Source organism: Pseudomonas sp. Emmai, assembly GCF_055179735.1.
Genome location: NZ_CM143685.1, coordinates 6658859 through 6670167 on the forward strand (window position 1 = coordinate 6658859; position 11309 = coordinate 6670167).

Here is an 11309-nt window from a genome sequence, read left to right on the forward strand (position 1 = left end):
TCATCACAGCGCCGACAACTGCTCCATCGGCCAGCGCGCCTGCACGCTGATCGCCAAGCTTTCGTGCTGGCCCGCCTGCAAGCGCTGGCAACCGGCAAACGCAATCATCGCGCCGTTATCGGTGCAGAACTCGGGACGCGCATAAAACACGTCACCCTTCATGTCGCCGAGCATTTTCTCCAGGGAGGTGCGCAGTGCCTTATTGGCGCTGACGCCCCCAGCGATCACCAGGCGCTTCATGCCCGCCGCTTTCAGGGCGCGCTTGCACTTGATGGTCAAAGTCTCCACCACGGCCTGCTGGAACGCCAGAGAGATGTCGCAACGGGCTTGCTCGCTGTCGTCCCCGGCGCTGACGCATTGCTGCCAGGTGTTCAGGGCGGAGGTTTTCAAGCCGCTGAAGCTGAAGGCCAGGCCCGGGCGGTCGCACATTGGTCGCGGGAAGGTGAAACGTCCTGCAACCCCTTGCTCCGCCAGGCGCGCGATTTCCGGACCGCCCGGATAATTGAGCCCCATCATCTTCGCAGTCTTGTCGAATGCTTCGCCGGCGGCATCGTCAAGGGTCTCGCCCAACAACGTGTATTGGCCGATCCCGTCGACCTGAACCAGCTGCGTATGACCGCCTGATACCAACAAAGCGACGAACGGGAATTCCGGCGGTTGCGGCTCCAGCATCGGCGCCAGCAAATGGCCTTCCATGTGGTGTACGCCAAGGGCCGGAATGCCCCAGGCAAAGGCCAGCGCCTGGGCGCAGGACGCCCCGACCAGCAGCGCCCCGACCAGTCCGGGACCGGCGGTATAAGCGATGGCGTCGATCTCGGTCGGCACGCAGCCGGCCTCGGCCAACACCTGACGAATCAAGGGCAGCATGCGTTTGACGTGATCACGGGAGGCCAGCTCCGGCACCACGCCGCCATAGGCGCGATGCAGGTCGATCTGGCTGAACAGCGCGTCGGCCAGCAGGCCGCGTTCACTGTCATATAATGCGACACCGGTTTCGTCGCAGGAGGTTTCTAATCCCAGTACTAGCATGGGTTTGCGCCTTGTTTAGGCTGAATTCGAAGGCGCGCATAATAGTCGCCATGGGATGCCCCGACTAGCGGTTTTCGATCAGAGGCTTTGCATTCCGGTCGATGAGGAGTTAACATCCGCAACCCTTAAAAACCGACGTCTTCAAGTGCTCTTTTGCCGCGAGGATGTTGACCCCGGTAATGAATGAAGGTAGCTCTGGATGCCAGCCGTCAAAGTAAAAGAGAACGAACCCTTCGACGTAGCTCTGCGTCGTTTCAAGCGCTCCTGCGAAAAAGCCGGTGTACTGGCTGAAGTTCGTAGCCGCGAATTTTACGAGAAGCCAACTTCTGAGCGTAAGCGCAAAGCAGCAGCCGCTGTTAAGCGTCACGCCAAGAAAGTACAGCGCGAACAGCGCCGCGCCGTTCGTCTGTACTAATACACAGACGTTCGTAGCAAGCTTCTGCCAAGCCCGGCCCTCAGCCGGGCTTATGGCATTTGCGTAAAACGCTTGATGCTTTACCGTCAACGCCGCAGACGCGACCGAGACAAACCTGCTTCACAGCGTCAGACCTGGCTCTTTTGCCAGCGGTGCACGTCTTTTCTGACGAGCCTTCCAAGGCTACTGACGAGCACACCCACTGATTCCTCTCACGACGATCAGCCCAAGGCACCTTCTTGCGTGCCCGCTTATGAGCTATCCGAGGCCATCGACTGGCCGCAGCGGATTTCAGCGCAACACTTTCAAATAGTCGAATACTGATTGGTACTAACGTCAGTGGATTTTCGGCAGATACACTTCCCGACAGCGATTACGCAGACGACACCGGTCGAGCCGCACATTTTGCGTGCCTCAAACAATACCCTGTGTTCGCCAGCCTTTGTTTTGGGTCCATTTCAGATGACGAGAACGCCATGGCCGGGCTAATTCCCCAGAGCTTTATTGACGACCTTCTGAACCGCACCGACATCGTCGACGTGGTCAGCTCGCGCCTGCAAATGAAAAAAGCCGGCAAGAACTACACCGCCTGCTGCCCGTTTCACAAAGAGAAAACCCCGTCCTTCAGCGTCAGCCCCGACAAGCAGTTCTATTACTGCTTCGGTTGCGGTGCTGGCGGTAACGCCCTCGGCTTCATGATGGACCACGACAACCTGGATTTCGTCCAGGCGGTCGAAGAACTGGCCAAAGCCGCCGGCATGGAAATCCCCCGCGAAGAAAGCGGCCGCCCGCACAAGCCGCGGCAGCCGACCGATTCGCCGCTGTACCCGCTGCTCACCGCCGCCGCCGAGTTTTACCGGCAAGCACTGAAAAGCCACCCATCGCGCAAAGCCGCCGTGGACTACTTGAAAGGTCGCGGCCTGACCGGTGAAATCGCCCGGGACTTCGGCCTCGGCTTCGCCCCGCCCGGCTGGGACAATCTGTTCAAGCACTTGAGCAGCGACACCCTGCAACAAAAAGCCATGGTCGACGCCGGCCTGCTGATCGAGAACGCCGAAACCGGCAAACGCTATGACCGCTTCCGTGATCGCGTGATGTTCCCGATCCGCGACAGTCGCGGGCGCATCATTGCCTTCGGTGGCCGCGTGCTGGGCGACGACAAGCCGAAATACCTGAACTCACCGGAAACCCCGGTCTTCCATAAAGGCCAAGAGCTTTACGGCCTTTATGAAGCGCGCAAGAACAACCGCAACCTCGACGAAATCATCGTCGTCGAAGGCTACATGGACGTTATCGCCCTCGCCCAACAAGGCCTGCGCAATGCCGTCGCAACCCTGGGCACCGCCACCAGCGAAGAGCACTTGAAACGTCTGTTTCGCGTCGTGCCCAACGTATTGTTCTGTTTCGATGGTGACCAGGCCGGGCGAAATGCCGCCTGGCGAGCGCTGGAAGCGGCGCTGCCGTGCCTGCAGGATGGTCGGCGCGCACGTTTCCTGTTTCTGCCCGAAGGCGAAGACCCGGATACGCTGGTGCGCTCCGAAGGCACTGACGCCTTCCGCGCGCGGATCAATCAACACGCGCAACCACTGGCCGATTATTTTTTCCAGCAACTGACCGAAGAATCGGACCCGCGCTCGCTCGAAGGCAAGGCCCACATGGCCACCCTCGCCGCGCCGCTGATCGATAAAGTCCCGGGCGCCAACCTGCGCATCCTGATGCGCCAGCGACTGACCGAAATCACCGGCCTGACGGGCGAAGCCATGAGCCAGCTGGTGCAAAGCGCTCCTCAGGACGCGCCGCCGGCCTACGATCCGGGCATCGATTACGACGCCATGCCGGATTACAGCGACTACCATCAGCCTCAGGCACAAGACACGTACGCGCCGCAGCAGGAATGGACGCCGAAGAAACCCGGCGCCGGCGGCAAGAAGTGGGACAAGAAACCCTGGGACAAGAATGGCAAGCGTGGCGGCGATCGCGATCAACCGAGTGCGCCACGCACACCGATTGCCGTGGAAGCCCCGACGCTGATCGCGCTGCGCACGCTCATTCATCACCCGGACCTGGCCGGCAAGGTAGAAACCGCCGACCACTTCGCCAATGAGAGCAATACCTACGCGCAGTTGCTGGTCGCCCTGATCGGGGCCGTGCAAAAAAATCCTAAGCTAAACTCAATCCAGCTAATGGCCCGCTGGCACGGGACCGAACAGGGACGTTTGCTCAAGGCTTTGGCGGAAAAGGAATGGCTGATTGACGGTGACAACCTTGAACAACAGTTTTTAGACACCATTACTAGGTTATCGGCAACGCAACACACGGATAGCCTGGAAGCACTAATCAGGAAAGCAAGGCAGCCAGGACTGACCGCGGAGGAAGCAAATCAGATCGCAAATCAGATGCGCGACCTATTAAAACGCAATATGGCTGTATCAACCCCGACCTCAACTGGCGCGTGAGGTCATAGCTCAGGTATAATCCTCGGCTTGTTTTTTGCCCGCCAAGACCTTCAGTGGATAGGGTGTTATGTCCGGAAAAGCGCAACAGCAGTCTCGTATCAAAGAGTTGATCACACTTGGTCGTGAGCAGGGTTACCTGACTTACGCGGAGGTCAACGACCACCTGCCGGAGGATATTTCAGATCCGGAACAGGTGGAAGACATCATCCGCATGATCAACGACATGGGGATCAACGTATTCGAGGTTGCGCCAGATAAGGATTCCCTTATGCTGGCCGACGCCGATACCGACGAAGCTGCGGCCGAAGAGGCAGCAGCAGCGTTGGCAGCGGTCGAGACCGACATTGGTCGCACCACCGACCCAGTGCGCATGTACATGCGTGAAATGGGTACGGTAGAGCTCCTCACTCGTGAAGGCGAAATTGAAATCGCCAAGCGTATTGAAGAGGGCATCCGCGAAGTGATGGGCGCAATTGCGCACTTCCCTGGCACGGTTGACCACATTCTGTCCGAATACACTCGCGTCACCACCGAAGGTGGCCGCCTGTCCGACGTCCTGAGCGGTTATATCGACCCGGACGACGGCATTGCGCCGCCTGCAGCCGAAGTACCTCCGCCTGTCGATCCGAAAGCCGTGAAAGCGGATGACGACACCGACGACGAAGAAGCTGAAGCCAGCACCGACGACGAAGAAGAGGCCGAAAGCGGGCCGGATCCGGTCATCGCGGCACAGCGTTTTGGCGCTGTCTCCGATCAGATGGAAATCACCCGCAAAGCGCTGAAGAAGCACGGTCGTGGCAACAAGGCAGCGATTGCCGAACTGGTGCTGTTGGCTGAGCTGTTCATGCCGATCAAACTGGTGCCGAAGCAATTCGAAGGCCTGGTCGAGCGTGTTCGCAGTGCCTTGGATCGCCTGCGTCAGCAAGAGCGCGCAATCATGCAGCTTTGCGTTCGTGATGCGCGCATGCCGCGTGCTGATTTCCTGCGCCAGTTCCCGGGTAACGAAGTCGACGAAAGCTGGTCCGACGGCTTGGCCAAGGGCAAAGGCAAATACGCCGAAGCCATCGGTCGCCTGCAACCGGACATCATTCGTTGCCAGCAAAAGCTGATCGCGCTGCAAACCGAAACCGGTTTGACGATTGCCGAGATCAAGGACATCAACCGTCGCATGTCGATCGGCGAGGCCAAGGCCCGCCGCGCGAAGAAAGAGATGGTTGAAGCGAACTTGCGTCTGGTGATCTCCATCGCCAAGAAGTACACCAACCGTGGCCTGCAGTTCCTCGATCTGATCCAGGAAGGCAACATCGGTTTGATGAAAGCGGTAGACAAGTTCGAATACCGCCGCGGCTACAAATTCTCGACTTATGCCACCTGGTGGATCCGTCAGGCGATCACTCGCTCGATCGCTGACCAGGCCCGCACCATCCGTATTCCGGTGCACATGATCGAGACGATCAACAAGCTCAACCGTATTTCCCGGCAGATGTTGCAGGAAATGGGTCGCGAACCGACCCCGGAAGAGCTGGGCGAACGCATGGAAATGCCTGAGGACAAGATCCGCAAGGTATTGAAGATCGCTAAAGAGCCGATCTCCATGGAAACCCCGATCGGTGATGACGAAGACTCCCATCTGGGTGACTTCATCGAAGACTCGACCATGCAGTCGCCAATCGATGTTGCTACCGTTGAGAGCCTTAAAGAAGCGACTCGCGAAGTTCTCTCCGGCCTCACTGCCCGTGAAGCCAAGGTTCTGCGCATGCGCTTCGGTATCGACATGAATACCGACCACACCCTCGAGGAGGTTGGTAAGCAGTTCGACGTGACCCGTGAACGGATTCGTCAGATCGAAGCCAAGGCGCTGCGCAAGCTGCGCCACCCGACGAGAAGCGAGCATTTGCGCTCCTTCCTCGACGAGTGATCACAAAACCCCCGGCCCAGGCCGGGGGTTTTGCTTTATACAGATTAAATCCCCCGCACCACCCTCCCGCCGAATTGCCCGTCTACACTCGAAACATTCCCCCCGAGCCATAACGAGACCGTTATGCCCAGATTGCCGACCGTGCTTTTTTTGCTGTCGCTGATGACCTGGACCGCAACGGCTGGCGCGCTGACTCTGACCGACGAAGAACGTAGCTGGCTGGCGGCTCACCCGGACTTGCGTCTGGGCGTCGACGCGTCCTGGCCGCCCTTCGAGTTCCGCGACGAACAGGCGCGCTACCAGGGCCTGGCCGCGGACTATATCAACGTGATCCGCCAACGCCTGGACATCAAGCTCACCCCCATCGAGCCCGTAAGCTGGACGGTGGTGCTGGAACAGGTCAAACAGGGCAAGCTGGACCTGTTGCCCGGCATCATGTCGACCCCGGAACGCCAGACTTACCTGTCGTTCACCCGCCCCTACCTGGATTTTCCGATTGTCATCCTCGCCCATGTCGGAGGCGCCCAGCCGCGCAAAATCGAAGACCTGTACGGCCTGAAAATCGCCGTGGTGGAAAACTACGCCCCCCATGAGCTGCTACGCACCCATCATCCGGATCTGAACCTGGTGGCGATGCCCAACGTCAGCTCGGCGTTACAGGCGCTGGCCACCGACGAAGTGGATGCCGTGGTGGGTGATCTCGCCTCCAGCGTCTGGAGCCTGCGCCAGCTCAAGCTCGACGGGCTCTATGTCAGCGGCGAGACGCCTTATCGCTATCAATTGGCAATGGCGGTGCCGCCGAAAAACAAAATGCTCGTCGGCATCATCGATAAAGTCCTGGCGGACATGAGCCCGAGCGAAATCAGTGCGATTCAAGAGCATTGGGTCGGCAACGTCCTCGATCACCGGACTTTCTGGTCCGACTTGTTGGTCTACGGGCTGCCGGGCCTGGTATTGCTGATCATCATCCTGGCGGTGGTGATCCGGATCAATCGCCGCCTGAGCTCGGAAATCGCACGGCGAATCGATCTGGAACAGGAACTGCGCAGCAGCGAATACCACTATCGCGGGCTGGTAGAGAGCCTGTCGGCCATTGCCTGGGAAGCACGGATCAGCGATTTCACCTACAGCTACGTGTCGCCCCACGCCGAGGATCTGCTCGGCTATCCCCTGTCCCATTGGCTGATTCCGGGGTTCTGGCGCAACATCATCCACCCCGCGGACCTGACCCGCGCCCAGACCTTTTGCGACCATGAAGTGCTGGCCGGACGCGATCACAGCGTCGATTACCGGGTCATCACAGCCGATGGGCGCTGCCTGTGGGTGCGCGATATCGTCAGCCTGATCGAGCACGGCCATGAACCGGTGCTGCGCGGGCTGATGATCGACATCAGCGACGCCAAGCGTACGGAAGAGGCGCTGCGCCTGTCGGAACAGAAGTTCGCCTCGGTGTTCCAGCAATGCCCGGACATCCTGGTGATCGCGCGGCTGTCCGATGGCTGCCTGCTGGAGGTCAACGAAGCCTTTGAAGAGCAGATTGGCCTCAAGGCCCGGGACGTCATCGGCCAGACTGCCACCGATTTGAACATCTGGGGCATTCCGGGGGTTGGGCCGGGCTTGCTGCAACGGTTGCAGGCCGGCAGCATCCGCAATCTGGAGATGCCCTTTCGCCGCAACAACGGCCAGGTGTTCACCGGCCTTATTTCCGCCGAGCCGTTCGATCTCGATACGACGCCCGCACTGGTGGTCGTGGTGCGGGACATCAGTCAGCTCAAGGAAACCCAGCAACAGCTGCAAACCTCCGAAGAAAAGTTCGCCAAGGCCTTCCACGCCTCGCCTGACGGCTTATTGCTGTCGCGGCAGAGCGATGGCCTGCTGCTGGAGGTCAACGAGGGTTTCAGCCGCATTACGGGCTTCAACAGCGCGATGTCAGTGGATCGTTCGGCGCTGGACTTGGGGATCTGGGTCAATCTGAACGAACGCAAACAGATGCTCGACTTGCTGCATCGGGATGGCTTTGTCCGGGATTTCAGCTGCCACATCCGCCGCAATGACGGGCAGATCCGCCTCTGCGAAGTGTCCAGCCGGCCGCTGCCGATCGGCGATGAAGATTGCATGCTGACCATCGCCCGGGACATCACCGAGCGCCACCTGATGCAGGAGAAACTGCAACAGGCCGCCACGGTGTTCGAGAGCACCGCCGAAGGCGTGTTGATCACCGACACCCAGCAGCACATCAGCGCGGTCAATCGCGCTTTCACCGAAATCACCGGTTACAGCGAGAGCGAAGCACTGGGCCACACCCCTCGCCTGCTCGCTTCGGGCCTGCATGACAGCGCGTTCTACGCGGCGATGTGGCATCAATTGACCGACGAGGGCCATTGGCAGGGCGAGATCTCCAACCGGCGCAAGAACGGCGAACTGTACCCGAGCTGGCTGACCATCAGCGCCGTGCGCAACCGCGACAAGTTCATCACGCACTTTGTCGCCGTGTTCGCGGACATCTCCAGCCTCAAGCACGCCCAGGCCAAGCTCGATTACCAGGCGCACCACGACCCGCTCACTGGCCTGCCGAACCGCACGCTGTTCGAAAGCCGACTGCTGACCGCGCTCAACAACCAGCAGGAAAACGGCGGCCAAGGCGCGGTGTTGTTCCTCGACCTCGACCGCTTCAAGCACATCAATGACAGCCTCGGCCACCCGGTCGGCGACCTGCTCCTCAAAGGCATCGCCGTGCGCCTCAAGGAGCAGCTGCGGGACATCGACACGGTCGCGCGCCTGGGCGGCGACGAGTTCATCATTCTGCTGCCCGGCTTGCAGCAAGCCAGCGATGCCGACCACATCGCCACCAAACTGCTCAACTGCTTCTGCGCACCGTTCCAGGCCGGTGAACACGAGTTCTTCATCAGCGCCAGCATCGGCACCAGTCTTTATCCGAAGGACGGTTGTGACGTCGCCACGCTGGTCAAAAACGCCGATGCGGCGATGTACCGCTCCAAGGCCAAGGGGCGCAACCGGGTCGAAAGCTACACCCGCGACCTCACGGCCCAGGCCAGCGAGCGCATAGCGCTGGAACACGAACTGCGGCGCGCCATAGAGCGCAATGAATTGCACCTGTACTACCAACCGAAGATCAGCCTCGACGACCATCGCCTGGTGGGCGCCGAAGCGCTTATACGCTGGCGCCACCCGACCTTCGGTGACGTGCCCCCTGAGCACTTCATTCCCCTGGCTGAAGAAAACGGCATGATCCTGCAGATCGGCGATTGGGTACTCGAGACCGCGTGCCGGCAGATGTTTGAATGGAACCAGCTCTACGAAAGCCTCGGCCCACTGTCGGTCAACCTCGCCGGCGCACAACTGCGCCAGCCGAACCTGCTCGGCCGCATCGAACAACTGCTCAAGGACAACCGCCTCAAGCCCGGATTTCTGCAACTGGAAATTACCGAAAACTTCATCATGAGCCAGGCTGAAGAAGCGCTGGCCGTGCTGCACCAACTCAAACACCTGGGCGTACAACTGGCGATCGACGACTTCGGCACCGGTTATTCGTCCCTCAGTTACCTCAAGCGCCTGCCGCTGGACATCCTCAAGATCGACCAGTCCTTCGTCCGCGGACTGCCGGATGACCCCCACGACGCGGCCATTGTGCGAGCCATCATCGCCCTCGGCCGCAGCATGCAATTCACCATCATCGCCGAGGGCGTCGAAACCCAGGCCCAGCAAGAATTCCTCGCCCTCGAAGGCTGCGAACAGATCCAGGGCTACATCGTCAGCCTGCCCTTACCGCCTGAAGAATTCGCCGCGACGTTTCTTCGTATAGCCGTATCGGATTTTTCGGATAGCACAGCCGAGAAACCATCGCTATAATCCGCGGCCTACTGAGGGCCTATAGCTCAGTTGGTTAGAGCAGAGGACTCATAATCCTTTGGTCCACGGTTCAAGTCCGTGTGGGCCCACCATACTCAAAGCCGCGCATTGCGCGGCTTTCGTGTTTCTGGCGGAACCATGTCCGATGCAGTCCTATGGTCCAAGGGTACAATTTAGGTACAGTGCTGGTTCGCCAGCCGCCTAGGAGCACCCTCTCATGGCTACTCTCGTCAAAACCCCTTCCGGCACCTGGAAGGCGCTCATTCGTAAAAATGGCTGGCCCACTGTCGCCAAAACCTTCCGCACAAAGCGTGATGCGGAGGACTGGTCGAGGCGTACCGAAGAAGAAATGGTGCGTGGCGTGTACATCCGGCGTAGCGGCTCGGAGAAAATGACGCTAGAGGCTGCACTCAAGCGCTACCTGAGCGACATAACCCCCACCAAGAAGCCCACCACTCAGCGTGGCGAAACCTCGAAAGCCAAGAAGCTCATCGAGCACCTGGGCAAATACTCACTGGCTGCCCTCTCCGCTGAAATCATCGCCGGTTATCGTGACAAGCGCCTGAACGAACCCAGCCGTGGTGGGACCATCAGCAATAACACCGTGCGCCTCGAACTGGCCCTATTGAGCCACCTGTACACGGTAGCGATTCAGGAGTGGGGGTTGGGTCTGACCTTCAACCCAGTGCTGAACATCCGTAAGCCAAGCCCTGGGGATGGTCGTGACCGAAGGTTATCACCGGAGGAAGAACGCCTTCTGCTCGCGGCCGTGAATCGACACAGCAACCCTATGCTGGGCTGGATTGTTTGCATCGCTCTGGAAACGGGTATGCGCTCGTCAGAGATCTCATCCCTACGGCGACCCCAAGTGGATCTGGCAAAGCGTGTCATACGTCTCTCAGACACGAAGAACGACGGCTCTCGAACCGTTCCACTGAGCAAGCGCGCCACTGAAGTATTCAAAGCTGCGATGGATAACCCGGTGCGACCAATCGACTGCAATCTGGTGTTTTTCGGTGAGCCTGGGAAAGACGGGAAGCGTCGACCGTATACCTTCACCAAGATTTGGGGTCAGCTTAAGAAGAAACTTGATCTACCTGACTTCAGATTTCATGACCTGCGCCATGAAGCAGTAAGTCGGCTTGTCGAAGGCGGACTGTCCGACCAGGAGGTATCAGCTATCAGTGGGCATAAATCGATGCAGATGCTTAAGCGTTACACACACCTGCGAGCCGAAGACCTCGTCAGTAAACTGGACAAAATAACGAGACCTGGCGCTGAAGCTTACTAATTTAAGACGGGGGATTTTGGCCTCGCCCCCCCCCCCCTCATCTTCGGAGCTTTTCAGTATGCGAAATTGAACTCCACTTGACCATCTGACTACATTTTGACCAGCACGCTTCGTGACCATGAGCGGCAGAGAGCTGCGCATTGCTGTCGGTCGTGACCGGCAGCAATCAACCCGAAGCAATCATTTGAGAATGACCGCTGATGAGCGACTCTCCTGGCTGCGTAGGGTCGATTTTATCGAAAGCTCAGCATCTTTTTTCGGAATGGTATGCGTCTGAAGTTGAATCGTGTGTGGAGCATATAAGACTTATGACGCAGCCCCGCTATAGCT

General features: G+C 59.1%; 6 protein-coding genes and 1 tRNA gene. 6 read left to right on the plus strand and 1 reads right to left on the minus strand.

Annotation, left to right across the window (positions count from 1 at the left end; translation table 11 throughout):
* Positions 1–3: 3 nt before the first annotated feature.
* Positions 4–1029, minus strand: coding sequence for a tRNA (adenosine(37)-N6)-threonylcarbamoyltransferase complex transferase subunit TsaD (gene tsaD, locus ACY4LX_RS30680; protein WP_149659578.1), 1026 nt, complete (start codon positions 1027–1029; stop codon positions 4–6).
* Between the two features lie 199 nt (positions 1030–1228).
* Between tsaD and rpsU the strand changes: the two genes are divergently transcribed.
* From rpsU to ACY4LX_RS30710, 6 genes are all read left to right on the plus strand, one after another.
* The gene (rpsU, locus tag ACY4LX_RS30685; RefSeq protein ID WP_002551877.1) at positions 1229–1444 is read left to right on the plus strand and encodes a 30S ribosomal protein S21; all 216 of its coding nucleotides are present in this window, start codon (positions 1229–1231) and stop codon (positions 1442–1444) included.
* A 476-nt stretch (positions 1445–1920) separates the two neighbouring features.
* On the plus strand, positions 1921–3900 hold the full coding sequence (dnaG, locus tag ACY4LX_RS30690) for a DNA primase (protein WP_133835747.1): 1980 nt from the start codon (positions 1921–1923) through the stop codon (positions 3898–3900).
* Positions 3901–3967: 67 nt separating this feature from the next.
* The gene (gene rpoD, locus ACY4LX_RS30695) at positions 3968–5818 is read left to right on the plus strand and encodes an RNA polymerase sigma factor RpoD (RefSeq protein WP_054044152.1); all 1851 of its coding nucleotides are present in this window, start codon (positions 3968–3970) and stop codon (positions 5816–5818) included.
* 123 nt (positions 5819–5941) lie between these two features.
* Positions 5942–9688 (plus strand): bifunctional diguanylate cyclase/phosphodiesterase, encoded by a 3747-nt coding sequence (locus ACY4LX_RS30700; protein WP_463258639.1) that lies wholly within the window; start codon positions 5942–5944, stop codon positions 9686–9688.
* Positions 9689–9703: 15 nt separating this feature from the next.
* A tRNA-Ile gene (locus tag ACY4LX_RS30705) sits at positions 9704–9780 on the plus strand.
* A 125-nt stretch (positions 9781–9905) separates the two neighbouring features.
* Complete coding sequence (locus ACY4LX_RS30710) at positions 9906–10979, plus strand: site-specific integrase (protein WP_463258640.1); 1074 nt, start codon at positions 9906–9908, stop codon at positions 10977–10979.
* Positions 10980–11309 lie beyond the last annotated feature (330 nt).

Bases quoted from the DNA above. Each gene is read 5' to 3' on its own strand.
- tsaD (WP_149659578.1), bottom strand. From the start codon at position 1,029: ATGCTAGTACTGGGATTAGAAACCTCCTGCGACGAAACCGGTGTCGCA.
- rpsU (WP_002551877.1), top strand. From the start codon at position 1,229: ATGCCAGCCGTCAAAGTAAAAGAGAACGAACCCTTCGACGTAGCTCTG.
- dnaG (WP_133835747.1), top strand. From the start codon at position 1,921: ATGGCCGGGCTAATTCCCCAGAGCTTTATTGACGACCTTCTGAACCGC.
- rpoD (WP_054044152.1), top strand. From the start codon at position 3,968: ATGTCCGGAAAAGCGCAACAGCAGTCTCGTATCAAAGAGTTGATCACA.
- ACY4LX_RS30700 (WP_463258639.1), top strand. From the start codon at position 5,942: ATGCCCAGATTGCCGACCGTGCTTTTTTTGCTGTCGCTGATGACCTGG.
- ACY4LX_RS30710 (WP_463258640.1), top strand. From the start codon at position 9,906: ATGGCTACTCTCGTCAAAACCCCTTCCGGCACCTGGAAGGCGCTCATT.